Origin of the sequence: Paenirhizobium cremeum (assembly GCF_022884085.1) — a bacterium.
GTDB lineage: Bacteria > Pseudomonadota > Alphaproteobacteria > Rhizobiales > Rhizobiaceae > Allorhizobium > Allorhizobium cremeum.
This window is the reverse complement of sequence record NZ_JAGGCS010000001.1, coordinates 179,923-203,813: the sequence shown is the minus strand read 5'-3', so window position 1 is coordinate 203,813 and position 23,891 is coordinate 179,923. Positions and strand designations below refer to the sequence as shown.

The window sequence follows — 23,891 nt, the reverse complement described above, 5'->3', positions numbered from 1 at the left end:
GAATGGCCCCTGCCGATCTATCGCCTGTAGATCAGCCAGCTCTTGGTGAAATCCTTCTTCATGCCGTCCTCGTAGTATTTGGTACGGTTGCGGCCGGCATTCTTGGCGCAATAGAGGGCGATATCGGATTTGGCGTAGAGTTCGCCCGGATCCTCGGCTTCTCCTGCCATGCAGAAACCAAGCGACATGGTAATCGGACCGTAATTGACGCCGGTCTTCGAGTTCTTGAAGGGGGTCGCCTCCAGAGCGATGCGCACGCGCTCGCAGAGTTGGTTCACTTCCTCCGCCGTGTTGCCGTCGATGATGATGGCGAATTCCTCGCCGCCGGTGCGGGCAACGAAACAATCCTTTCGGACGTTGGAGCGAATGACGGTCGCCACGGTGGCGAGGATCTTGTCACCGACCGGATGACCGTAGGTGTCGTTGATCTTCTTGAAATGGTCGATGTCGGCGAGCACCAGCGCGGTGAGCGGGTTCGTCGAATTGTCGTAGATTGCGGCCAACCGCTCGTCGAAGGCGCGGCGGTTGGCAATCCGCGTCAGGGAGTCGGTGTTGGCGATGCGCTTGTATTCGTCCAGTTCCTTGCGGACCTGGTCCATTTCCTGGGATTTCTGGCTGAATTTTTCCGCCGTCTGCTCGCCATGCGCCATCGTATCGCCGGTCGCTTCGGTCAGAAGCGTGATCGCGCTTCTGAGGATATCGGCGCTGGCGCTGCTTTTCGAGTTGATCCGGGTATAGGTCTCGCCCAGCAGCTTGTTGTAGCTCTCAAGCGAGTTCTGCTCCTGTTTCAGGAGCCGCAGCAGGCCATCGAGTTCGGCGATGATCTTCGTGTGGACGTTCTCGATGACGCGGCTCTGGTGATTGCCGAAGTATTGCTGGCCGAGTGCGTCCAGTTCGTCCTGGGTCGCGCGGCTGCCGAGGGCGGCCAATTCGCGGGTGAGGGAAGGGTTGGAGCCGATATACGCTTCGTAGAAAAGCTCGTAATTGCGGGGGATGGGAGCGACGCCCATTGTCCGCATGGCATATGTGATTTGCGCCGCAACGTCAGGAACCTGTCCCTTGGGCGTCGTTGCCGTGCTCATCGGCTAACTCCAGTCTGTGTCTTCGGATTGGTCATCCCTATTTATCTATTGAACTAAAATTATTGGAAAACCTTTAATGGCCGCTACCTCAAAACTTATTGGACAGAAATTATGGTGCGATGCAAAATTCTCGTAATATACTGATTTTATTGTATTTTTATTTGGTTGACGGATGCGGCGTCGGAGCGCCGCATCCCTTTGTTCCAGGCCGGGCGATTGCCGTCAGCCGAGATTGAACTCCTGGAAGAAGTCGTTGCCCTTATCGTCGGTGACGATGAAGGCGGGGAAATCCTCAACCTCGATCTTCCAGACGGCTTCCATGCCGAGTTCCGGATATTCGAGCACTTCCACCTTCTTGATGCAGTCCTGGGCAAGGCGGGCGGCCGGACCGCCGATCGAGCCGAGATAGAAGCCACCATGCTTCTTGCAGGCTTCGCGAACGGCGCGCGAGCGATTGCCCTTGGCGAGCATGACCATGGAGCCGCCGAAGGACTGGAACTGGTCGACGTAGCTGTCCATGCGGCCGGCCGTCGTCGGGCCGAAAGAGCCGGAGGCGTAACCGGTCGGGGTCTTCGCCGGTCCGGCATAATAGACCGGGTGGTTCTTCATGTAGTCCGGCATGCCCTCGCCCTTTTCAAGACGTTCGCGGATCTTGGAGTGCGCGAGGTCTCGAGCGACGATAATCGTGCCGGTGAGCGACAGGCGGGTCTTGACCGGGTGCTTGGTCAGCTCGGCCAAAATGGCGCTCATCGGCTGGTTGAGATCGATCTTGACCACCGAGGAGGAAAGCGCCGTTTCATCGATGTCCGGCATGTATTTCGACGGATCGGTCTCGAGCTGTTCGATGTAAATACCGTCCTTCGTGATCTTTCCGACCGCCTGGCGGTCGGCGGAACAGGAGACGCCGAGGCCGATCGGCAACGAGGCGCCGTGACGCGGCAGGCGGATGACGCGGACGTCATGACAGAAATACTTGCCGCCGAATTGAGCGCCGACACCCATCTGCTGGGTGAGCTTGTGGATTTCCTTTTCCATCTCGAGATCGCGGAAGGCGTGGGCGCTTTCCGAGCCTTCGGTCGGAAGGTTGTCGAGATAGCGAGCGGAGGCGAGCTTGACCGTTTTCAGGTTCATTTCCGCCGACAGGCCGCCGATGACGATGGCCAGATGGTAGGGGGGACAGGCTGCCGTGCCGAGGGTGAGGATCTTTTCCTTGAGGAAATCGATCATGCGGTCATGGGTCAAAAGCGAAGGCGTGCCCTGATAAAGGAAGGTCTTGTTGGCCGAGCCGCCGCCCTTGGCCATGAACAGGAACTTGTAGGCGTCGTCGCCTTCCTCGTAGATGTCGATCTGCGCTGGCAGGTTGGTCTTGGTGTTCTTCTCCTCGAACATCTTGATCGGGGCAAGCTGCGAGTAGCGCAGGTTCTTCTTCTCATAGGCGTCGCGTACGCCGGCGGCCAGCGCTTCATAGTCGCCGCCTTCGGTCCAGACGCGGCGGCCCTTCTTGGCCATCACGATCGCAGTTCCGGTATCCTGGCACATGGGCAGGATGCCGCCCGCGGCGATATTGGCGTTCTTCAGCAGATCGTAGGCAACGAAACGGTCGTTGTCGGTCGCCTCGGGATCTTCGAGGATCGAGGCGAGCTGCTTCAGATGGCCCGGGCGCAGCAGGTGGTTGATATCGGCAAGGGCCGTCTCCGCGAGGAGACGCAGACCTTCCGGCTCGACGGTCAGGATTTCCTTGCCGTTGAACGTCGTCGTGGAAACGTAGTCGGAGGTGATCTTGCGATAGGAGGTGTTATCTTCGCCGAGCGGGAAAAGATCGTCAGCCATTGCGGAGCCTTTCTGGACGATGTGCGGAAGCGCATTTCGCACGCCGGTCTAGTCCCGGAAAGCCCGTTTTGCAATGGTTCTAAAGTCGTTCGGTGACCGGCGAAAACCTTCCCCTTAAGGCATGGTTTCCGCCGGTAACGTGTTCGTCGGGACGGTCAGGCCCGTTTCGTCACTTCGGGCCGATCATCAGTTCCGGCCGCACCAACTCGTCGAATTCCTCGTTGGTGAGATAGCCGCCGCCGACGGTTTCCTGCCGGAGCGTCGTGCCGTTCTTATGGGCCGTCTTGGCGATCTTGGCGCAGGTGTCGTAGCCGAGGCGGGTGTTCAGCGCCGTCACCAGCATCAGCGAGTTTTCCACGCCGCGCTTGATGTTGTCTTCGCGCGCCTCAATGCCGACGACGCAATTGTCGGTGAAGGAGCGTGCCGCATCGCCGAGCAACTGAGTCGACTGCAGGAAATTGTAGGCCATCATCGGATTGTAGACGTTGAGCTCGAAGTGGCCCTGGCTGCCGGCAAAGGTGATCGCCGCGTTGTTGCCGAAGATATGGGCGCAGACCTGGGTGAGCGCTTCCGACTGGGTCGGGTTGACCTTGCCCGGCATGATCGACGAGCCCGGTTCGTTTTCCGGCAGGGCGAGCTCGCCGAGGCCGGCGCGCGGGCCGGACCCCAGGAAACGGATGTCATTGGCGATCTTGAAGAGGGCGGCGGCTGCCGCATTGATCGCGCCGTGGGCGAAGACCATGGCGTCATGGGCCGCCAGCGCCTCGAACTTGTTGGGGGCGGTCACGAAGGGCAGGTCGGTGATCTTGGCGATCTCCTCCGCGACCTTTTCGGCAAAGCCGACCGGCGCATTGAGGCCGGTGCCGACGGCGGTGCCGCCCTGGGCGAGTTCGTAGAGGCCCGGCAGCGTCAGTTCGATGCGCCTGATGGCCGAGGCGACCTGAGCGGCATAGCCCGAGAATTCCTGGCCGAGGGTCAGCGGCGTTGCGTCCTGGGTGTGGGTGCGGCCGATCTTGATGATATGCGCGAAGGCCCTGGATTTCGCTTCGAGCGCTTCGTGCAGGTGTTTCAGGCCGGGGATCAGGTGATGGACGATCTGTTCGGCGCAGGCAATGTGCATGGCCGTCGGATAGGTGTCGTTCGACGACTGGCTCATGTTGACGTGATCGTTGGGGTGGATCGGCTTCTTGGAGCCCATCACGCCGCCCAGCATTTCGATGGCGCGGTTGGAAATCACCTCGTTGGCGTTCATGTTGGACTGCGTGCCGGAGCCGGTCTGCCACACGACCAGCGGGAAATGGTCGTTGAGCTTGCCGTCGATGACCTCCTGCGCTGCCTTGACGATCACGTCACCGAGGGAGGGGTCGAGATGGCCGAGGGCCATGTTGGCGCGGGCGGCGGCCTGCTTGACGATGCCGAGCGCCCGGACTACCGAAAGCGGCTGCTTTTCCCAGCCGATCTTGAAGTTGCCGCGGGAACGTTCCGCCTGGGCGCCCCAATAGCGGTCGCCTGCCACTTCGATCGGCCCGAAGGTATCGCTTTCTGTGCGGGTATTCATTTTTCCTGCTCCGGATTGGTTCAACGGGTCCCGACAACTTAGGAGGATATCTTCGGGACGCAATCGAATAGCATTTACATGATTATTGCTGTCAAGTTATCGGCTGCGGTCTGCGCCAAAGACGTTTTTGAAGATTTGAAAGCTCATGCATTCAGGAAACCCGGATTTGAAGCCCGTTCTCGCGGCTCTTTCAGCCCTCGGTCACGAGGGGCGTCTCTCGATCATCCGTCTGCTGGCGCGCCATGCGCCGGCCGGTCTCAATGCCGGCGATATCGGCGTGCGGCTCGGTATTCGCGCCAATACGCTTTCCACAAATCTCACCGTGCTTACCAATGCCGGCCTGATTTCGGCGGAACGGGCGGGCCGTAACGTCCGCTATCGGGTCGAGGCCCCCTTGCTGCGCGAGGTCGCGCTGTCCCTGATGCAGGATTGTTGCCGCGCCTCACCGGAATTCCGCTGCCCGGTTTTCGATGATACCGCGAAAACCTGCCCGGCCGGTCGGGCCTCCAACCCGTGTGAGGAATAGTTCTCCAGCGGGGATTTTTCCGTCGCGATCCGGCCGGACGCGACGAGGCGGCGGGTCGCGTGGCATATTTGGCACGGCCGTCTGCTAATCCGCATCTATCAAATTTGGCCAGATCGGTCTCCGGTCAACTTGATGTGATCGGTAAAGGAAAAATTAACGAATATTTTCACTTACTTTGTGTCGGATGCCACAGACATTGGCGTGCAGATATACCCAAAATCTGACATGCGAGTCGGTCGCGTTCTTAGCAGTCACAACTTTTCAATAGGGTGCCGATCGGCTAGTGATCCGCACCGAAGCGGGTCGGCCATTCCCGGGCAGGCTTGTCACGAACCCATGTCGGGAACGAGAGCGAAATGACGAGATACAACAAGATCGCGGCAACGGCAGTGCTGGCCGCGGTGACGGGCTTCAACGCCTTTCCACAGTCCGCCGATGCCGCGACGCTGCTGGACCTCCTGCGCGGCGGTCCGGCACGCTCCAAGCCGATGGTCAATTCCGTCATCGATCCGCAGGCGAATGGCGGGCTGGAAATGGGTGATCCGGAGCCGCTGCCGAAGGTCACCGGTCCGCGTTACTATACCTATAAAGCGGAAGCCACACGGCCGATCGTCATTCCCGCTGCCGCGGCGGTCGGCGCCGAGATTGCCCCCGTCACAGGTGCGAGGAATTTCCTTTCCGCCGTGAAAGTGAACGCCACGGCCGATGTGGCTGCGGCCGTCGAGGATTACTACAAGGCCGGCAAGCCGCTGATCTGGGTGTCCGAAGCGGGCATTACGGATCAGGCACGCGCTGCCATGGCCGCGCTTGCCGCTGCGGACGTGGCGGGTCTCTCCCCCGAGGACTACGCGGTCGCCCTGCCGTCCGATGCGTCGGACCCGGCCGATCCCGATAAGCCGGCGAAGGAACTCGCCCGGTTCGAGCTGGCGCTCTCAGCCAAGCTTCTGACCTATATAAACGACACGGTGCGCGGCCGGATCGATCCGAACAAGCTCTCCGGTTATCACGACTTCAAGCGCAAGTCGGTGAACCTGAAGCCCGTTCTCAACATGGCTCGTCTGAGCCCCGATGTGGGCGCATACATCCGCAGCCGCGATCCAGACAATAGTCAGTTCGTCGCCATGCGGGACGAACTGGCGCGCCTCAGGGCGGAAGACGATCAGGCCGGCGTCGTCGTAACAATCGCTCCGGACACCCTCTTGAAGCCGGGGCAGAGCAATCCGGAACTGGCCAATATCCTCGCCGCCATCAAGAAGCAGGCTTCCGACGCGATCAGGATGCAGCATGGGGCGGTGCTGGAGAGCTATGCGGGAACGCCGGACTACACGCCGGAACTGGTTGCTGTGGTCGAAGCCTTCCAGCAGGAAAAGGGCCTCAAGCCGGACGGCGTTATCGGCCGCGCGACCATCCGGGCGCTCACCGGCCACAGCAATGCCGAGAAGATCGAAAAGCTCATCGTCGCGATGGAGGAGATCCGCTGGCTGCCGGCTGATTTCGGCCCCCGCTATGTCTTCATCAATCAGCCCGCCTACATGGCCTACTACGTCAATGACGGCCATGAACAGCTGTCGATGCGGGTCGTGGTGGGATCGAAGTCGAACCAGACCTATTTCTTCCAGGACCAGATCGAGACCGTCGAGTTCAATCCTTACTGGGGTGTGCCGAAGTCGATCATCGTCAACGAAATGCTGCCCAAGCTCCGCCAGGACCCGTCCTATCTCGACCGGCTCGGCTACGAGGTCAGCTATAACGGACGGACGGTTTCCTCGACCGCGGTCGACTGGAACACGACCCATTCGGTCGACGTGCGCCAGCCTCCGGGCGGCGACAATGCGCTCGGCGAACTCAAGATCCTGTTCCCCAACGCGCATGCGATCTACATGCACGACACGCCTTCGAAGAGCTTCTTCAAGCGCGACATGCGGGCGCTGAGCCACGGTTGCGTGCGTCTTGCCGAGCCGCGCGTGATGGCGGCGGCCGTCATGGGCACCAATGTCGGAGAGATCGCCAAGCAGATCGCTTCCGGCCAGAACCGTGCCGTACAGGTGCCGCAGAAGATTCCGGTCTATGTCTCCTATTTCACCGCATGGCCGAACAAGAACGGCGTGGTCGAATATTTCGACGACGTCTATGGCCGCGACGCGGCGACGCTGAAAGCCTTCAAGGTGACGAGCGACGCCCGCAGCCGGTCTTAAGCATACCGTGTGAACTGCTCAGCGAGGGCCGAGCAGTTCACCGATCAGCGCCGCATCCAGTTCATCGAAATGCCTGATGAGGCGGTCGGCGCCGAGATCCTCCACCGGAATATCCGAATAGCCGAACGGAACGGCAATCGAGGGAATATCGGCTCTTCGAGCGGCCAGGATGTCGTTGACGCTGTCGCCGACCATCACGGCGAGCCGGGGATCGCCGCCCGCACGTTCGACGGTGCTGGTTATGTGGCCTGGGTCCGGCTTCCTCACCGCAAACGTGTCTCCGCCTGCAATCGTCTTGAAATAGCGCGTCATGTCCAGCTTCTCGATGAGCGGCAGGGCGAGCGCCTCCATCTTGTTGGTGCAGACGGCGAGATTGAAGCCGGCGTCCGTCAAACGGTTAAGAGCTTGCAGAAGGCCGGGGAAGGGGCGGCTTCCGCCCGGCATGCCGGCCTTGTAGTGCACGATGAAACGGTTGAGCAGGGCAGGCAACTCCTCTTCAGAGAGCGGTGCGCCGCGCAGCGCGAAGGCCCGTGCGATCATCACCCTGGCACCCTGTCCAACGAGATGGGTGAGGTCCGCATAGGTGACCGGCTCGAGATCGGCGACGGCGATGGTGTGATTGAGGCTCTCCACGAGATCGGGCGCGGTGTCGACAAGGGTGCCGTCGAGGTCGAAGACGATGGTGGGGGCGGTCAAGGGCAGGCTCCGTCGCTTGGGTGGATGGCGGGTGCGTCTCCTCCGCGGTTAGGCGAAAGCCGGACAAAAGGCAACCGCTACGGCGGTATCGGAAAGGGGCTTTCGTTCGGGCTGTGAGCCGTGTAAACAGCACACGACGCAACAGATGGGAGTTTTCGGCGCATGGACGCCCGCGAGATGAAGATCAAGGCCGCCGCTGCGGCTCTGGAGCATGTCGAAGACGGCATGCGCCTCGGCATCGGCACTGGCTCTACCGCGGAGGAATTCGTCCGGCTGCTGGCCGAAAAGGTGGCGGGAGGCCTAAAGGTCGAGGGCGTTCCGACCTCTGAGCGCACGGCGCGCCTGTGTGTCGAACTCGGCGTACCGCTGAAGTCGCTCGACGAACTCCCGGAACTCGATCTGACCATCGATGGCGCGGATGAAGTCGATGCCGGCCTGCGCCTCATCAAGGGCGGCGGCGGTGCGCTGCTGCGCGAGAAGATCGTCGCTGCCGCCTCCGCGCGGATGGTCGTGATCGCCGACGAAAGCAAGGTGGTGGACATGCTCGGCCGTTTCCCGCTGCCGATCGAGATCAATCCCTTCGGTCAGGTCGCAACACGGATTGCGGTCGAAAAGGTCGCTTCCCGCCTCGGCTTGTCCGGGGAATTGCGCATCCGCATGTCGGATGACGGCGTATTCACCACGGACGGTGGACATCTCATTCTCGACGCATCTTTTGGCCGCATTCCTGATGCAGAGGCCTTGGCAAGTGCGCTGAACACCATCCCCGGTGTGGTCGAACACGGATTATTCATCAACTTGGCTTCGCTTGCCATCATCGCCGGTCCGGCGGGTGCGCGGGTGATGGGCGCTAAGAACTAAACAGGAGCTGTGAATTTCATGATTAAGTTTTCGGGTCTGAGCCGTGTTGCCTCGGTCGCGCTCATTGCTGGCGGCATGATGCTGGCCGCCTCCGCGAAGGCACAGGAAGTGCCGGCGGAGCACCTGCAGGCCGCACGTGCCGCGATCACCGCGCTCGGCGTCACCAACCGCTTCGACAATATTCTGCCGAACATCATGGACCGTCTGACGGCACAGCTCATCCAGGCCTATCCGAACCTTCAGGACGAGATTTCCAAGAAGATCGAGGATGAGGCTCTGAAGCTTGCACCGCGCCGTGCCGATCTGGAACGCGAAGCCGCGCTCGTTTACGCCAAGGCCTTCACGGTCGACGAACTCAAGGCGATCACCGACTTCTACTCCAGCGACGCCGGAAAGAAGCTCCTGAAGGACGGGCCGATCGCGACCCGCGAGCTCTTGAAGGCGGCCGATATCTGGACCACCGGTGTCGCCCGGGATCTCGAGAAGCAGACGAACGATGCGCTTCTCAAGGAAGTCGGCGGGCAGGCTCCGGCCGAAGCGCCCAAGCAGTAAACGGCGACGTTCCGTTTTCGAGCAAAAGCCCGGATCGTCTCCGGGCTTTCTTTTTGCCCGCCAGCGGCAACGACCCGTTTCAAATGCATCGGCGGCACTCTATATCGGGTGGCAGTCCGGTTACCTATGATATTGCAAGGAGAGATTTTCGATGTCGAGTTTCGACTATGACCTGTTCGTGATCGGTGGCGGTTCAGGCGGTGTTCGTAGCGGCAGGCTGGCTGCCTCCCTTGGCAAGAAGGTCGCCATCGCGGAGGAATACCGTTTCGGCGGCACCTGCGTGATTAGAGGCTGTGTACCGAAAAAGCTCTTCGTCTACGCTTCGCAATATCACGAGCATTTCGAGGATGCGGCCGGTTTCGGCTGGACGGTCGGTGAGAGCCGATTTGACTGGAAGGCGCTGATCGCCGCAAAGGACAAGGAGATCGCAAGGCTCGAAGGTCTCTATCGCAAGGGGCTGGAAGGCGCCGGAGCGGAGATCCTCGAAACGCGGGCGGAGCTCGTCGGCCCCAACAGTGTGCGGTTGCTGAACAGCGGCAAGGTCGTCACCGCCGAAAAGATCGTCATCGCGGTCGGCGGCGCGCCCAATCCGCATATCGCATTGCCGGGGCACGAACTCTGCATTTCGTCGAACGAGGCGTTCCACCTGCCCGAACTGCCGAAATCCATCGTGATCGCCGGCGGCGGCTACATCGCGGTCGAATTCGCCAACATTTTCCACGGCCTTGGCGTCGAGACGACGCTGATCTACCGTGGCGCGGAGATACTCAGCCGTTTCGACCAGGACCTGCGCCGGGGATTGCACGAAGCGATGGAGCAAAAGGGTATCCGGATCCTTCTCCACGACCATTTCACCGCTGTCTCGAAGACGGTCGGTGGACGCCTGGCCGCCGAAACTATGAACCACGGGACGCTGGTGGCAGACCAGGTCATGCTGGCGCTGGGCCGTGATCCCTATACCCGCGGCCTCGGTCTGGAGGCGGCGGGCGTCGCCACCAACGAGCGCGGCGCGATCATCGTCGACCGGTACTCGCGTACCAATGTGCCGAGCATTTTCGCCCTCGGGGATGTCACCGACCGGGTCCAGTTGACGCCGGTGGCGATCCATGAGGCGATGTGCTTCATCGAGACGGAATACAAGAACAACCCGACGTCTCCGGACCACGACCTGATCGCGACGGCGGTGTTCTCCCAGCCGGAGATCGGCACGGTCGGGCTTTCGGAAGAAGCCGCTGCCAAGATGTACGACGAACTGGAGATCTACCGGGCGCAGTTCCGGCCGATGAAGGCCACGCTTTCCGGCCGGACGGAAAAGATGATTATGAAGCTGATCGTCAATGCCGCCGACCGCAAGGTTGTCGGCGCCCATATTCTCGGCCACGACGCCGGAGAAATGGCACAGCTTCTCGGAATCACACTGAAAGCGGGCTGCACCAAGGATGACTTCGACCGTACCATGGCGGTGCATCCGACGGCTGCCGAGGAACTGGTGACGATGTACAGCCCGAGCTATCGGATCAGGAACGGCGAGCGCGTCTGACGCTCCCGCATCGCGAAGCGCGGCAATTTCAGTTCTTGCCGCGCTTTCAAGCTCTCCCTTCGACCGCGGCGCCGGCTCGGGAGTTGTCAGGCCAAGGCCAGAACGGGTGCAGCCAAGGCCAGAAGGCCGATCAATATGGCGGCGGCCAGTTTCCACTGCCGGATGCGTCTGGTGCGAACGCCGCTCCAATCATACGCCATTCAACTCGTCCTCATGACAGAACCTTACACATGCAGTCGACCGGGGTAACCGCCGGGTGAATTGTCGCCGACCCGCATCCTGCGGCGGTCGGGGTAGGTCGCGAAGCTTGCGCGAAACTTGCCGTCTTCACCCTTTTGCGATCGCTGCAGGCGTTTGCGCCGGATGGTCAGCTGGCAAGGCGGGGGCTGCTGATGACCTTCTTGAAGAGGGCGTTCATGGCGTCCGCAATGCCCTCGGACGGACTGACTTCGAAATAAAGACCGGGGCTGGCGCAGGATTGCATATGCGTCGCGATCTCGCTCTGGAATGGCTTGATCCAGTTCTTGTACCAGTCGTTTTTCGGCAGCGGCAGATAGGTGGTGTAAAGTACGGCGATCTTGATGCCCTTGTCCTTGAGGGCGGTGCAGAAGGAATAGTCGATCGGCTCCTGGCAGCGTGTACCGTTGGTGGTCTTCTTGGTGCAGGCGCTGCCCTTGGCGCTGTCCGTCAGGCCATCGGAAACGAAAAAGACAACCTTCTCCGGGTCGCTCTTGTTCTGTCCGCTGCCGCCCTTCTGGATTATGTCCTTCAACTGCTTGAGGGCGGCGTCGAGGTCGGTCGTCTGGTCGTCGTTGTAGTTCTGGCGGGGGATCGTCATCAAGTCGATGGCGCTTGCGGCGCTCGAAACCGATTTCATGTCCGAGGAAAGGCCGGCCACATTCGTCAGTTTCGCGTCCGTTGCCGAGGCACCGAAGGTATAAACCGCCATTCTGAACTGATCCGTATAACGCATGCTGTCGGCTGCCGTCTGTGTCAGCTTCTGCGTGGCCTGACGTACCACGTCGATGCGCATCTGAACGCCCAGCTTTTTGGCCAGATTGTAGTAGTTGTTGCTCTTGGAAAGGTCGTGGCAGGCGAAGGCACAGGTGTCGGAGGTGTTCTTTTCCATCATTGCGATATCGGCTTCCGTCGCGCCGACGCCCATGGATGGAGTGTTGTCGAGCAGTACGTAGAAATCGATAAAACCGCCGCCCTTGAAGATGGCACTTGCGGTGCCCGATACCGTGATCTCGTTCTTGTCGATCACCCTGAGGAAGCTGGTCGGCACCTTGGCAGAGAAGGAGACTGTGGACTTGAGGTCCGAGCCCGTCTTGGTGACCGAGATGTCGAGGCTGGAGATTTCGATGCCGGCGGCTTCCAACTGGGCATTGAAGAGGTGGCGCGCATCTTCCTCGGCAATGGTCACTTCCCCGTTGCCGCCTGCGGTCAGCGCGGCGATGACGCCGGCCGATTGTTCCGACAATGCGCCGATGGCCGCTGCGTCGGCAGCCGTCATGAGCAGGTTGCGTTCATCCAGTGCACGGGTGAAATCCAGCGCCATGCCGATGCAACCGAGAAGGGGTACGGCGAGAAGTGCCGTCAACACACCGAAATTGCCTGCCCGGCAAGCGAGAAGGCGCTTGAAAGACGCACGCATGACAAATGTCCCTTAAGCACAGTTGGGGCGGCATCGTCATGGTGCCTGTGTTTCACCCTGCAGCGGGCGACTGCCGCATAGGTAAACCGAATGTTGTTGCGGGTTTGTTAATGTTCGCCCTATCCCCACGAATTTCGGGAATATGCCGCCATTCGAGAGACTATTTTCCGTTCAGCCAATCCGTTGCCGGTTTCCAGAGGCTTTCCTTGAAAGACGGCCGGAAGAAGCCGAGGTGGCCGATGGTCTGGCCGGGAGGCGCAGCAATGCGTCGTCGCTCAATCGGGGCGTTGACATAACCCTTCAAAATAGCTTCCTGGGCTCGCGGGGTCGCCCAGGGATCGTCCTCGAGGCCGATCGACAGGATGGGGGTGCGGACCTCGGCGAAGCGCCTTGCCGCGTCCATCGCGGGGTCGGCGAAGAAATACTCCGGCGAGCGGCCCCAGGCCGCCCATTGGCGAAAGACAGTACCGGGCAATGTCTCCCCAAGACCGATCCAGCCCGGGACCCTGCCTGTCAGCAGGGCGAGGGGCACGCCGACGAGATTCATAGCGGCGTAGACCTTCAGGGGTTCATCGGTATAGCGCCAGTGGCCAGACATCACGGCCACCATCAGATAGCGCTCGAACCGTGCGGAACGCCCGCTAAGGCCGAGTGCCTGTCCGCCGAAGGATTGGCCGATGCCGACCATGGGATGACCAGGCGCCTGCCGCTCAAGCCGGTCGATGGCGGCCGGCATATCCTTTTCCGCCCAGTCCGCCATGCGGGGCGGGGCACGCCAGCCGGGCGGCGCTCTGGAGGCGGAGACGCCGCGATAGTCGTAGGTGAGAACGGCGCGGTAGCCGTGCTCTGCGACAAGATACTGCGCGAAGCGGGCGTAGATGGCGCGTGGAACGGCGGCGGCCGAGGAGATCAGGGCGAGCGGCCCGTCCCCTGCGCCTTCGAAGAGGGTGCCTGCAAGGGGAAACCCGTCGGAGGCCTCGAAGGCGATATCGCTTCGTCCAACATCCGCTTCCTTTCGCATCGACCGATCTCCTCCTCCGTCGCGTGCAAACTCCAACCCAATCAATTCTTACGTTTACGTTCATGTAAAATCAACAAGCAGCAGACGGCTCGGGAAAAGGGCGTCAGCGAAAGCGCTGCTTTTTCAGGAAAATCTGATAGAGTAGCGGGCAGGCGAGGCGGAATGGACGGAAGGGTTCCGCAAACGAGAACCCCGTGTCTGCGAAAGGCCTTCAACTTCGGCTTTGCAATGCCGATATATCCGTCTATAAGCCCCGAATTCCAAGCGGCCCCGAGGAGGCCGCCCTTAACAGCAGGTGACGACCATGGCACAGAATTGGACCCCCGGCAGTTGGCGACAGAAGCCGATCAAGCAGGTTCCGGCCTATCCCGACGCGGCAGCGCTCGTGGATGCGGAATCCCGGCTTTCCAAGTATCCGCCGCTCGTCTTTGCCGGCGAGGCCCGCCGTCTGACCAAAGCGCTCGCGAATGTGGCGGAAGGCAACGCCTTCCTGCTCCAGGGCGGCGATTGCGCCGAGAGCTTTGCCGAACATGGCGCCGACACGATCCGCGACTTCTTCCGCGCCTTCCTGCAGATGGCGGTCGTGTTGACGTATGGCGCGCAGTTGCCGGTGGTCAAGGTCGGCCGTATCGCCGGCCAGTTTGCCAAGCCGCGTTCTTCCGATTTCGAGAAGCAGGCCGACGTCGAACTGCCGAGCTACCGTGGCGACATCATCAACGGCATCGAGTTCACGCCGGAAGCTCGCATCCCCAATCCGGAACGCCAGATCATGGCCTACCGGCAGTCGGCCGCGACGCTGAACCTGCTGCGAGCCTTCGCGATGGGTGGCTATGCCAACCTCGAAAACGTGCACCAGTGGATGCTCGGCTTCGTCAAGGACAGCCCGCAGGCAGAGCGTTACCGCAAGCTCGCCGACCGGATCTCCGAGACGATGAACTTCATGAAGGCCATCGGCATCACTTCGGACAACAATCCGAGCCTGCGCGAGACGGATTTCTTCACCAGCCACGAGGCGCTGCTTCTCGGCTATGAGGAAGCGCTGACCCGCGTCGATTCCACCTCGGGCGACTGGTATGCGACGTCAGGTCACATGATCTGGATCGGCGACCGCACGCGCCAGGCGGATCATGCCCATGTCGAATATTGCCGCGGTATCAAGAACCCGATCGGCCTGAAGTGCGGTCCGTCCCTGCAGCCGGACGACCTCCTGAACCTGATCGACATCCTGAACCCGGCAAACGAAGCCGGCCGTCTCACGCTGATCTGCCGGTTCGGTCACGACAAGGTCGCCGATCATCTGCCGAAGCTGATCCGCGCCGTCGAACGCGAAGGACGCAAGGTCGTGTGGTCCTGCGATCCGATGCATGGCAACACCATCACGCTCAACAACTACAAGACCCGTCCGTTTGAACGGGTCCTGTCGGAAGTTGAGAGCTTCTTCCAGATCCATCGGGCGGAAGGCTCGCATCCGGGCGGCATCCATATCGAGATGACCGGTAAGGACGTGACCGAATGCACCGGCGGCGCGCGCGCCGTCTCGGCCGAGGACCTGCAGGATCGCTATCATACCCATTGCGACCCGCGTCTCAACGCCGATCAGGCCCTCGAACTGGCCTTCCTGCTGGCCGAGCGGATGAAGGGTGGTCGGGACGAGAAGCGGATGCTGGTCGCAAACGGCTGACGTTCCACAGAAGAAACACGAAAAAGGCCGGCGCTCCCATGGCGCCGGCCTTTTTCGTTGCGCCTACTGAACCAGCGCGGGTTGCTGGCAGGTGGCATAGGTGGCCCTGACATCGGCCTCGCCGATGCGGATACCCAGCACGAGAAGCGTATTGTAGAGCAGGCTGTCCAGCGGAACGGTCAGATTCGCCAGCGTCTGGGAGAGGGCGTTCTGAACAGTCTGCGGCGTGCCGAGGGTCAGCCCCGCAAGACGGACGTCGACATCGAGATTGCGCAGCAGGGAGAATTGCAGCGTCGTAAGGGTCTGGCTGGTCGAAACGGTCTTGGCGACGCCATTTGCAATGTCGTTTGGTGTGAACGTCAGCGTCTTCCTGTCGAAGTTGGTGGCGTTGACGTGGGCCATGGCGTCGATGCCGAGAAGCGGCGCCTGGACCAGCGTTGCCTTCGTCACTCTCGGTGTGGAGCCGAAATTGGCAAAGGTATTCGGGTCGACGTTGCCGATGGCGATTTCCGCGACGCCGGGCACCGCCTCGATCCTGACATCCGCCGCACCGTTCCGGTCGCGGCAATGGATACCGGCGAGTTTTGCCTCGGCATGGGCGACTTCGACATAGAGCGGAACCTTCACCTTGATGCCGGCAAGCGCGAGCAGGCCATCGACGGTGACGTTCAGAGAAAGCCTCGTCTGTGCCGTGCGGACGATCGTGCCCTCTCCTCCGATTGCCGCGGGCGGGGTGGAGACGGGCGGCGCGCCGATGGCGATCAACAGTTTCGCCGAAGCAAGTCCGGGCAGGGATGCGCCGAGATCGACCGCTATCTGGTTCTCGCCATTTGCCGCCGCTGCTGCGGCTGTCAGGAATTCGAAGAGCCCGACATTCACCTGCAGGTGGCCGGCGCTGCCGACCAGTCTTTCGGAATAGGGGCCGGGATTGAGGATGCTTTCAAGGCGAACGGTGAGCCTTGTCCTTGAGGCCGAACGCTTCAGCGCCTCGAGTGCCGACCGCGACCGGGCATCGAGCGTCGTCGCGCGCAACACGCCGTCGATCAGCTTGCCGAAACCGATGTCGGTCTGAAGCAACTCCTCGTATGTCACCGCGGTCAGGCCGAGATCGATCCCGATGGCATCGAGGGTTCGCAGAACATCGACATCGGCGTCGACGAGGGCGCGATAGTCCATGAGTTCGAGATCGACGCTCGTTCCCAGCAATCCGGAAAGAACGGCATTCAGCACGCCGTCATGCAGGCTCGCAAGCCTGGTACCGATCGAGAAGCTCGCGATCTTGTTTGCCGCGGCGGTACCGACCGCTCCGAGCATCGGCGCTTCCGCAAAGGCGCCGGCGAAGAAGAGATCGGCCCGCTTGTGGATCTCGACGCGGACCGCATCGGGCTGGCTCCCCGCCCGGATGAAGCGCGCCTCGACGGACAGCGCGGGATCGGCGGTGTAGCGACCGGGCGTCACGGTGGCCATCGCTGTGTACTGGTCGATATTTTCAAACGGCACCATGCCGGCGTCGGTCATCAGGCCGGAGGCCGTGGCGACGGGGATATCCAGCCCGTTCATCCGGAAATAGTCGAAGGCAGCCCGCTCCGGGGCCGACAAGCTGGAAGCCGCGGCGATGGCGGAGAGGTCGGCGGCCTGCTGCAGGGCGCGCTGCTGCGTTGTCAGGTGGCCGTAGTCTACACCGAGCGCCAGGGCGCCGATCATCAGCGGAGAGACGAGTGCCGCGGTGACGGCGATGTTGCCGGCGCGGTTCTTCAATATCGAAATCGAACGTGGCTGGAGGGAAGGGCGGTGGAGCATGTCAGATACCTCCGACCCGTATGGTGGCGAAGCGTCTGATGACCTTGTCCGGCATCGCGAAACTGTAAAGTTGCCAGATCGGCAGATCGGTCGCATCGTAGGATATGCTGACGGTGAATTGTGCGGGATTGCTCGGATCGTCCTGGACGGCGACCGCAAAGGCGCGTTCGTCAAGAAAGGCGTATTCGTTCGTGGATGTCTTCACATAGTCTTCAGCGAGCCTCCTGCGCTCCGCGGCGTCGAGGCCGGCGACGGCGGTGCGGGCGGCATCGGCCGTAATCTGCTGCACGGCATGGCTTGCGCTCAGGTAGATGCCGTATCCGATCATCGAGAAGACCACCATAAAAAAGATGGGCGCCAGGATAGCGAACTCGATTGCCGATGTGCCGCGAGTGTCGTTCGTCAGGTGTGATAGCAGGTGTCGTCTTCTACGCATCTCAGAATACCCCTCTTTTCTTTCATGCGTAATTTAGACAATAATGAAACTCCCTCGTTCATTAAGGTTTAGTTATTTCATTTTGGCAATTTGTGCTTGCATTAGAAAATATCCATATGGTTAGCGCTGTCAGTGGACGCGTGAGGGGCTGGGGCGCTCTTCAGGAAATCGCAATCAATGCATCAACGGTTTGCCATTGACGGCGAAAGGCACCGAAGGCGAACCTGCGGCAAGTCACAAACAAAAAGGGAGAACAGCTGCAATGACCGACGAGCTGCGACATGGTGCATGCCTTTGCGGTGCGGTGTCCTTCGAGGTGAGGGGCAGCCTTCGGCCGATCATCTTTTGCCATTGCTCACAATGCCGCAAGCAGACGGGACACCATTACGCTGCGACCAATGTTGCGCTGAAGAACATCAGGCTGACGGGTGAAGCCAATCTCACCTGGTATCGCGCAAGCGACAATGCGGCGCGTGGATTTTGCCGCACATGCGGCTCGGCGCTCTTCTGGCGCGGCGACGGGCTGGACTATATGTCGGTCCTTGCGGGCTCGTTCGAGGGACCCACGGGGCTTGAGCCCGGCTACCATATCTACTGCGCCGACAAGGGCGATTATTACGATCTCGACGATGCGCTGCCGAAGTTTCCGGCGGACGGACCGTCTGCCGCAACGGCGTGAGGCAAGGTGGTGGAAGCCGTTTCGGCGATTTCATCGATCGCGTGGCGATAGGCTTCGTCAAGGGCTGCGAACTTGGCGGACTGCCAGGTGAAATAATCGTCGAGGAACGACTTCGACAGCCAAAGATCGCCGCGGCGGCGCGGTTGATCCCAACCGAGCAGGTTTTCGAGTTCCGCCTTCTTGAACATCCGCTTCAGGTTGGTAGCCGAGATCATGTAGGTCTCGCTGAGTTCGGCAAGGGTCACCGGGCCGATATTGGTCCGTTCCGCCGTCGGATCGAACACATCTATGCGTGCGATCAGGTCGTGCAGAACCATGCCGCCAAGATCGGACCAGAGAAAGTGCCCGATCGTATCCGGCGGGTCCCGCCAGATCGGATCCTCGACGAGCTTGGCTGCGGCATAGGGCTGGGCGATGCGGAAGATGCGCTGATCGGAGGCTGCGGCAGCCTCCCGGTTGCCGCCATCGAGCTGGTCGAGACAGGCCATATGGCCCATGAACCAGCCAAGCATGGCCGTATTGCTGGCCTCCGTCGTCTCGAGGACACGGACCCGTCGGTCCGGCACGTCCGGCACATCCCGGAGGAACTTGTAGGCAACCAGTTCGGCCAGAAACGCGGTCGCGGTGTTGCGGCTGGCCGCGCCGAGCTTCATCACGATCTCGACGAAACGGGTCGCGGTCAGGCCGGACAGCGGATCGTCCTGCGTTCGCTGCAGGCTCAGCGCGTAGAGGGATTGCGTCATCAGCCATTTGCGATGGGATGCCTTCAGCCGCGACAGACGCGGCGTGCGGACATGGATGCCGATAAGGTGTTTGGCGATCTGCTTTTCAATCGACGGGAACGACGGATGTGCAGCAATCTCAGCTCGGGTCAGTGACCGCATGGCTCGTTACGCTCTGATGAAATCCTTGAACATTCTTCACAATCGCGGGCCGATGCCATGGAACCATGGCATCCTGCCACGCGGGGAAATATCATTTTCCCGCCAATCCTTTTGGGATGTGCCGGCTATGTCAATGACGCTTTTCTTTCGTCCGCGCAAGATACCGGGCAATGATAATGCGTGGAGCCCGGCCCAATTGCCCCGTCCTTTCGTCGTACCGTCAGGAGGACGGATTGAGACGGTCCGTCATCTCAGGGAAGAAACGTTCGGCGCCGAACTGTTTTCCGAACATCATGTCGTGCTGCAGCAGGCGCAGGTCGCGAATGGCAGGGTCGAGCCTGGTTCCGTCGACGGCCCAGTCGGCCTGGGTCTTGCCGCTGCGCTCGACAAGCAGGTGGCGGTCGAAGACCGTAAAGCGCTCCTGCGCCCGACCGAGGACGCCGGTGTAGTAGGGATGGCGATAGCCTGCCAGCTTGACCACGAGGGAGGGCAACTGGGCGGGGCTGATCGAACCGATATCCTTTTGCACGCCGCGCCTCGACGACCAGACGACCAGCGGCGTTTCATGCTCGCGCTTCATGACATCGAGCGGCGCCCTGCGGGTAGCGACCTGATCCGGCATGTAGCCGCTTTCCGTATAGACCGTGCCAAGCGGCGGTAGGTGGTCGCCAAACATCACGATGATGGTCTCGCGACGGCGCTTCTTCGCCCATTCCATCAGGGTTTTGAGGCTCTTGTCCGCTTCACGCACGCCCTGGGCATAGGTCGCGAGCGTTGCGCGGCTTTCCGAGGAAAGCACCGCTTCATCCAGTTCAACGGTGTTCTTCACATAGCGGTTGACTTCGTACGGCCCATGTCCCTGCAGGGTGACGGCGAAGAAGAAAAAGGGCCGACCGGTCTCGTCGCCGACGCGCATAATCTCGCGGGTCAACGCTTCATCGGAGGCAAAGATGCCGCGCTTTTCCATTGCGGGCATGGTTTCCTCGGAATCGAAGCTTTCGAAGCCAAGTGCGGAATAGACGTTCGAGCGGTTCCAGAACCAGCTCTGGAAGGGATGGAATGCCTTGCTGGTATAGCCCTTGGATTCGAAGAAGGTGGCAAGGGAGGGCAGCGGGCGGCGAATGTATTGCTGGTATGGAATGCTTCCATAGGGAAGGAAAGCGTTCGAGAAACCGGTAAGCGCCTCGAATTCGACATTGGCGGTCATGCCGCCGAATTCCGGCGAAAAGACGTTGCCCGACTGGTTGGCGCGGATGGTCGGCATCGGGTCCGGCCAGAAGCCCACATTCGAGAGGCGCGTCGGATCCCAGAGCGACTCGCTCATCACCATGATGACGTCGGCGTTGCGACCGGAGAAGAAGCTTGCAGGCACCCGGTCGGCTGGAATGTCCGCTATTGCGTCGCCGTTATAGCCCTCGGGCGCCGAGACATTGGCCATTGGCACGTTGAAGGCGAAGGCGAGCAGGAAGCCGTTATGGCGATAATTCTCCTGCTGGTCCCACATCATGGGGACGATGTTGAGCCGGTCGCGCAGATAGGAGTAGGAGGTTGCGTCCATCAGGGACAGAAAGGCACCGATCAAGGGCAGGGTGAGGATCAGGCGCGTCAGCTTGGAAAGGCCGGAGATGCGCGGAAAGCGCTTCCAGCTCACGGCGAACAGATAGACGAGAGCACTGAGCGCAGCGAGCGTGACGGCCAATATGCCGGCGGCCACGACCGGCTTCGCGGCCACCATGACCGGCAGGAGCTCGGCGATCTGGCGACCGAAAAGCAGATCGCTCGGATAGAGCGGATCGGAGAGAAAAAGCTGTTTCTGACCGGAGAAGAAGGCCGGAAGCAGCGCCAGCGGAATGACCACCAGCGCCGATTGATAGGCACGGCCGAACAGCGCGTCGCCTGCGAGCAGCAGCAGAAAGATCACGCCTGCTGCCACGAGACCGGGCCGGGCCGGCGAAAGCATGTAGTCGGGAATATCGGCCAGGCTGCCCCGGGCAAGCCATTCGCTGCAGATGATCGTGAGGATGGCCAGCAGCAGCGAATTCGCGACCGGCAAGAGAGCGCTTGCAACCTGCTGCCGGCCCACCTGAACGGCAGCGCCATTCCTGGCGGTCTTTGGCGAAACCGCCGGCTCTGAGCCAATCTCGACCACTTTGCTCTCCAGCTATTACGTCACGTTATCCAAACTTCACATAGCTGTCACATAACCGTCATGAATGCCAGATGAACTGACCGTTCAGGTGGTTTGTTCCCACAGGATGCGTTTGGCGCCGATCCATTCCCAAGATCGGCGTTCCGGATTGACGGCCGCATTGCGATTGTCACCGTCACGCGCTACACCTGCCGCATGAGCGATACACCCATTCGACCCGACATCCTGCGCATTGCGATTGCCCAACTCGATCCGACGGTCGGCGATGTCGCCGGCAATCTGGCAAAGGCGCGGGAGGCCCGTGCCGAGGCGGCCGCGCAAGGGGCCGACCTCCTGTTGCTGACCGAGTTGTTCATTTCCGGTTATCCGCCGGAAGACCTCGTGCTCAAGCCCGCCTTTCTCAAGGCGTGCCTGCATGCCGTAGAGCAGCTTGCCGCCGATACTGCGGATGGCGGGCCGGGCGTGATCGTCGGTTTTCCGCGACAGGGGGAGAAGGGCCGGCATAATTCGGCGGCAGTCCTCGACGGCGGCAGGATTCTCGGTCTTCGCGACAAGATCGACCTGCCCAACTACGGCGAGTTCGACGAGAAGCGGGTTTTCGTCGAGGGCGATATGCCGGGGCCGGTGAATTTCCGCGGGGTGCGGCTTGGAATCCCGATCTGCGAGGAGATCTGGAACGATCTTGGCATCTGCGAGACGCTGGCGGAGACGGGGGCTGAGATCCTGCTGGTGCCCAATGGTTCCCCCTATTATCGCGGCAAGGTGGACGTGCGCCATCAGGTAGCGCTGCGTCAGGTGATCGAAAGCGGACTGCCGCTGATCTTCGCCAATCAGGTCGGCGGGCAGGACGAATTGGTCTTCGACGGTGCGAGCTTCGCCTTTAACGTCGACAAGTCCCTGGCTTTCCAGATGAGCCAGTTCGAACCGACCTTGACCGTCACCACCTGGAAGCGGTCTGCCGATGGCTGGCGCTGCAGCGACGGGCCGATGTCGCATATTCCGGAGAAGGAAGAGGCAGACTATCGCGCCTGCATGCTGGGCTTCCGCGACTACGTCAACAAGAACGGCTTCAAAAGCGTCGTGCTCGGCCTTTCCGGCGGTATCGACTCGGCGCTCTGTGCGGCAATCGCGGTCGATGCGCTGGGCGAGGAGAGGGTGCGCACGGTGATGCTGCCTTATCGTTATACCTCGCAGGAATCGTTCACGGATGCGGAGGCCTGCGCAAAGGCGCTCGGCTGCCACTATGACATCGTGCCGATCGCAGAACCCGTCGAAGGTTTCCTGTCTGCGCTGTCGGACATGTTCGAGGGAACGGACAGTGGTATCACCGAGGAAAACCTACAGAGCCGTGCCCGCGGCACGATCCTGATGGCGATCTCCAACAAGTTCGGTTCGATGGTGGTGACTACAGGCAACAAGTCGGAGATGTCGGTCGGCTATGCCACGCTTTACGGCGATATGAACGGCGGGTTCAATCCGATCAAGGACCTCTACAAGATGCAGGTCTACGCTCTTTCCGGCTGGCGCAACGCCCATGTGCCGCCGGGCGGGCTTGGACCGTCGGGAGAGGTCATTCCTGCCAATATCCTGTCCAAGGCGCCGTCTGCGGAGCTTCGGCCGAACCAGACAGACCAGGATTCGCTGCCGCCTTATCCGGTGCTGGACGACATTCTCGAATGCCTCGTCGAAAAGGAGATGGGGGTTGAGGATATCGTGGCGCGCGGCCATGACGTCGCGACGGTGCACCGGGTGGAGCATCTGCTCTATCTCGCCGAATACAAGCGGCGACAGTCGGCCCCCGGCGTGAAGATCACCAAGAAGAACTTCGGCCGCGACCGGCGCTATCCGATCACCAACCGTTTCCGGGACCGCTGACGGCACGTCGGCGGCCTGGCTGGAGGGGACATGCGAAGCTCGCTCGAGATCTTCAATATCCGCACGCGCCGCCATCGCATCGTCTGGCAGACGGATCGGCTCATCGAGGCCCCGAACTGGTCGCCCGACGGCAGCTATCTGCTCATCAACAGCGACGGCCTGCTCTATCGACTGCCGCCCGACGGCAGCGAGGAGCCGCGGCAGATCGATACCGGCTTCGCGACCCGCTGCAACAACGACCACGGCATTTCGCCGGACGGCCGTTTCATCATGCTGTGCGACAAGGTCGAACATGGCAAGACGTGCATGTACATACTGCCGGCCGGAGGCGGGACACCGGTGCAGGTGACGGAGAACCTGCCGTCCTACTGGCACGGATGGTCGCCGGATGGGCGTTTCGTCAGCTATTGCGGCATCCGCGACCAGATCTTCGACATCTATACTATCTCGATCGAAGGCGGCGAGGAGAGGCGTCTGACCTTGGGCGAAGGGCGCAATGACGGTCCCGACTGGTCTGCCGACGGGGCGTGGATCTATTTCAACTCCAGCCGCACGGGCCTGATGCAGATCTGGCGGGTCAGTCCGGACGGGCGTGACCTGCAGCAGTTGACCCACGACAATTTCGGCAACTGGTTTCCGCATCCCTCGCCGAAGGGGGACAAGGTCGTGCTGCTCTCCTACGATCCCGATGTCTTCGATCATCCGCGCGATCTTTCCGTCCGCCTTCGCCTGATGGACATGGATGGCGGCAACCTTGAGACGCTGTTCGAGCTCTTCGGCGGTCAGGGTACGATCAATGTGCCGAACTGGTCGCCCGACGGAGACGAGTTCGCCTATGTCCGCTACTTTCCCGCAACCGCCTGAAGCCG

The 23,891-nt window shown here is 61.2% G+C and carries 19 protein-coding genes; 9 read left to right on the top strand and 10 right to left on the bottom strand.

Features of this window, described 5'->3' with window-relative positions:
• Positions 1–17: 17 nt before the first annotated feature.
• From J5N58_RS00950 to fumC, 3 genes are all read right to left on the bottom strand, one after another.
• On the bottom strand, positions 18–1,082 hold the full coding sequence (locus J5N58_RS00950) for a diguanylate cyclase domain-containing protein (protein WP_113424905.1): 1,065 nt from the start codon (positions 1,080–1,082) through the stop codon (positions 18–20).
• Between the two features lie 222 nt (positions 1,083–1,304).
• Positions 1,305–2,912, bottom strand: a complete 1,608-nt coding sequence (locus J5N58_RS00945; protein ID WP_113437581.1) for a fumarate hydratase — start codon at positions 2,910–2,912, stop codon at positions 1,305–1,307.
• 169 nt (positions 2,913–3,081) lie between these two features.
• Positions 3,082–4,470, bottom strand: coding sequence for a class II fumarate hydratase (gene fumC / locus J5N58_RS00940; protein ID WP_112828137.1), 1,389 nt, complete (start codon positions 4,468–4,470; stop codon positions 3,082–3,084).
• Positions 4,471–4,636: 166 nt separating this feature from the next.
• Here fumC and J5N58_RS00935 point away from each other — a divergent pair, with 166 nt between their 5' ends.
• Both J5N58_RS00935 and J5N58_RS00930 read left to right on the top strand, forming a co-directional pair.
• Positions 4,637–4,996 (top strand): ArsR/SmtB family transcription factor, encoded by a 360-nt coding sequence (locus J5N58_RS00935; protein ID WP_244709187.1) that lies wholly within the window; start codon positions 4,637–4,639, stop codon positions 4,994–4,996.
• 356 nt (positions 4,997–5,352) lie between these two features.
• Entirely contained in the window at positions 5,353–7,191 is a 1,839-nt protein-coding gene (locus tag J5N58_RS00930) for a L,D-transpeptidase family protein (RefSeq protein WP_244709185.1), read from the top strand.
• 18 nt (positions 7,192–7,209) lie between these two features.
• Here J5N58_RS00930 and J5N58_RS00925 read toward each other — a convergent pair whose 3' ends face one another.
• On the bottom strand, positions 7,210–7,887 hold the full coding sequence (locus tag J5N58_RS00925; protein WP_113443412.1) for an HAD family hydrolase: 678 nt from the start codon (positions 7,885–7,887) through the stop codon (positions 7,210–7,212).
• A 162-nt stretch (positions 7,888–8,049) separates the two neighbouring features.
• On the opposite strand from J5N58_RS00925, the gene rpiA reads away from it, so the two are divergent.
• From rpiA to gor, 3 genes are all read left to right on the top strand, one after another.
• Positions 8,050–8,748, top strand: a complete 699-nt coding sequence (gene rpiA / locus J5N58_RS00920; RefSeq protein ID WP_244709182.1) for a ribose-5-phosphate isomerase RpiA — start codon at positions 8,050–8,052, stop codon at positions 8,746–8,748.
• A gap of 18 nt (positions 8,749–8,766) precedes the next feature.
• Complete coding sequence (locus J5N58_RS00915) at positions 8,767–9,300, top strand: DUF2059 domain-containing protein (protein WP_112828142.1); 534 nt, start codon at positions 8,767–8,769, stop codon at positions 9,298–9,300.
• 151 nt (positions 9,301–9,451) lie between these two features.
• Positions 9,452–10,840 carry a glutathione-disulfide reductase gene (gene gor / locus J5N58_RS00910; RefSeq protein WP_113443411.1) on the top strand — a complete coding sequence of 463 codons (1,389 nt, stop codon included), beginning with the start codon at positions 9,452–9,454 and terminating at the stop codon, positions 10,838–10,840.
• Between the two features lie 367 nt (positions 10,841–11,207).
• Here the strand turns inward: gor and J5N58_RS00905 are convergent, their stop codons facing one another.
• Complete coding sequence (locus tag J5N58_RS00905; RefSeq protein WP_112828144.1) at positions 11,208–12,497, bottom strand: TadE/TadG family type IV pilus assembly protein; 1,290 nt, start codon at positions 12,495–12,497, stop codon at positions 11,208–11,210.
• Positions 12,498–12,657: 160 nt separating this feature from the next.
• A complete protein-coding gene (locus J5N58_RS00900) occupies positions 12,658–13,518 on the bottom strand; it encodes an alpha/beta hydrolase family protein (RefSeq protein ID WP_112828145.1) in 861 nt (286 codons plus the stop codon).
• A gap of 304 nt (positions 13,519–13,822) precedes the next feature.
• Here J5N58_RS00900 and J5N58_RS00895 point away from each other — a divergent pair, with 304 nt between their 5' ends.
• Entirely contained in the window at positions 13,823–15,199 is a 1,377-nt protein-coding gene (locus J5N58_RS00895) for a class II 3-deoxy-7-phosphoheptulonate synthase (protein ID WP_112828146.1), read from the top strand.
• 63 nt (positions 15,200–15,262) lie between these two features.
• Here J5N58_RS00895 and J5N58_RS00890 read toward each other — a convergent pair whose 3' ends face one another.
• Positions 15,263–16,999, bottom strand: a complete 1,737-nt coding sequence (locus J5N58_RS00890) for a pilus assembly protein TadG-related protein (RefSeq protein ID WP_113439633.1) — start codon at positions 16,997–16,999, stop codon at positions 15,263–15,265.
• Between the two features lies 1 nt (position 17,000).
• Positions 17,001–17,435 (bottom strand): TadE/TadG family type IV pilus assembly protein, encoded by a 435-nt coding sequence (locus J5N58_RS00885; RefSeq protein ID WP_112828148.1) that lies wholly within the window; start codon positions 17,433–17,435, stop codon positions 17,001–17,003.
• A 262-nt stretch (positions 17,436–17,697) separates the two neighbouring features.
• Between J5N58_RS00885 and J5N58_RS00880 the strand changes: the two genes are divergently transcribed.
• Complete coding sequence (locus tag J5N58_RS00880; protein WP_113437589.1) at positions 17,698–18,114, top strand: GFA family protein; 417 nt, start codon at positions 17,698–17,700, stop codon at positions 18,112–18,114.
• On the opposite strand, the gene J5N58_RS00875 is transcribed toward J5N58_RS00880, so the two are convergent.
• Both J5N58_RS00875 and J5N58_RS00870 read right to left on the bottom strand, forming a co-directional pair.
• Positions 18,051–18,998, bottom strand: a complete 948-nt coding sequence (locus tag J5N58_RS00875; RefSeq protein ID WP_244709179.1) for a hypothetical protein — start codon at positions 18,996–18,998, stop codon at positions 18,051–18,053. The two genes, J5N58_RS00880 and J5N58_RS00875, sit on opposite strands and share 64 nt — an antisense overlap.
• 220 nt (positions 18,999–19,218) lie before the next feature.
• Positions 19,219–20,958 (bottom strand): LTA synthase family protein, encoded by a 1,740-nt coding sequence (locus J5N58_RS00870; protein WP_113466363.1) that lies wholly within the window; start codon positions 20,956–20,958, stop codon positions 19,219–19,221.
• A 384-nt stretch (positions 20,959–21,342) separates the two neighbouring features.
• Between J5N58_RS00870 and J5N58_RS00865 the strand changes: the two genes are divergently transcribed.
• Both J5N58_RS00865 and J5N58_RS00860 read left to right on the top strand, forming a co-directional pair.
• Positions 21,343–23,022, top strand: a complete 1,680-nt coding sequence (locus J5N58_RS00865) for an NAD+ synthase (protein WP_113466362.1) — start codon at positions 21,343–21,345, stop codon at positions 23,020–23,022.
• 30 nt (positions 23,023–23,052) lie between these two features.
• Positions 23,053–23,886 (top strand): TolB family protein, encoded by an 834-nt coding sequence (locus J5N58_RS00860; protein ID WP_244709177.1) that lies wholly within the window; start codon positions 23,053–23,055, stop codon positions 23,884–23,886.
• Positions 23,887–23,891: the final 5 nt, after the last annotated feature.

Coding starts and splice junctions, on each gene's coding strand:
- J5N58_RS00950 (WP_113424905.1), bottom strand. CDS start 1,082: ATGAGCACGGCAACGACGCCCAAGGGACAGGTTCCTGACGTTGCGGCG.
- J5N58_RS00945 (WP_113437581.1), bottom strand. CDS start 2,912: ATGGCTGACGATCTTTTCCCGCTCGGCGAAGATAACACCTCCTATCGC.
- fumC (WP_112828137.1), bottom strand. CDS start 4,470: ATGAATACCCGCACAGAAAGCGATACCTTCGGGCCGATCGAAGTGGCA.
- J5N58_RS00930 (WP_244709185.1), top strand. CDS start 5,353: ATGACGAGATACAACAAGATCGCGGCAACGGCAGTGCTGGCCGCGGTG.
- rpiA (WP_244709182.1), top strand. CDS start 8,050: ATGGACGCCCGCGAGATGAAGATCAAGGCCGCCGCTGCGGCTCTGGAG.
- J5N58_RS00915 (WP_112828142.1), top strand. CDS start 8,767: ATGATTAAGTTTTCGGGTCTGAGCCGTGTTGCCTCGGTCGCGCTCATT.
- gor (WP_113443411.1), top strand. CDS start 9,452: ATGTCGAGTTTCGACTATGACCTGTTCGTGATCGGTGGCGGTTCAGGC.
- J5N58_RS00905 (WP_112828144.1), bottom strand. CDS start 12,497: ATGCGTGCGTCTTTCAAGCGCCTTCTCGCTTGCCGGGCAGGCAATTTC.
- J5N58_RS00900 (WP_112828145.1), bottom strand. CDS start 13,518: ATGCGAAAGGAAGCGGATGTTGGACGAAGCGATATCGCCTTCGAGGCC.
- J5N58_RS00895 (WP_112828146.1), top strand. CDS start 13,823: ATGGCACAGAATTGGACCCCCGGCAGTTGGCGACAGAAGCCGATCAAG.
- J5N58_RS00890 (WP_113439633.1), bottom strand. CDS start 16,999: ATGCTCCACCGCCCTTCCCTCCAGCCACGTTCGATTTCGATATTGAAG.
- J5N58_RS00885 (WP_112828148.1), bottom strand. CDS start 17,435: ATGCGTAGAAGACGACACCTGCTATCACACCTGACGAACGACACTCGC.
- J5N58_RS00880 (WP_113437589.1), top strand. CDS start 17,698: ATGACCGACGAGCTGCGACATGGTGCATGCCTTTGCGGTGCGGTGTCC.
- J5N58_RS00875 (WP_244709179.1), bottom strand. CDS start 18,998: ATGCGGTCACTGACCCGAGCTGAGATTGCTGCACATCCGTCGTTCCCG.
- J5N58_RS00870 (WP_113466363.1), bottom strand. CDS start 20,958: ATGCTTTCGCCGGCCCGGCCCGGTCTCGTGGCAGCAGGCGTGATCTTT.
- J5N58_RS00865 (WP_113466362.1), top strand. CDS start 21,343: ATGAGCGATACACCCATTCGACCCGACATCCTGCGCATTGCGATTGCC.
- J5N58_RS00860 (WP_244709177.1), top strand. CDS start 23,053: ATGCGAAGCTCGCTCGAGATCTTCAATATCCGCACGCGCCGCCATCGC.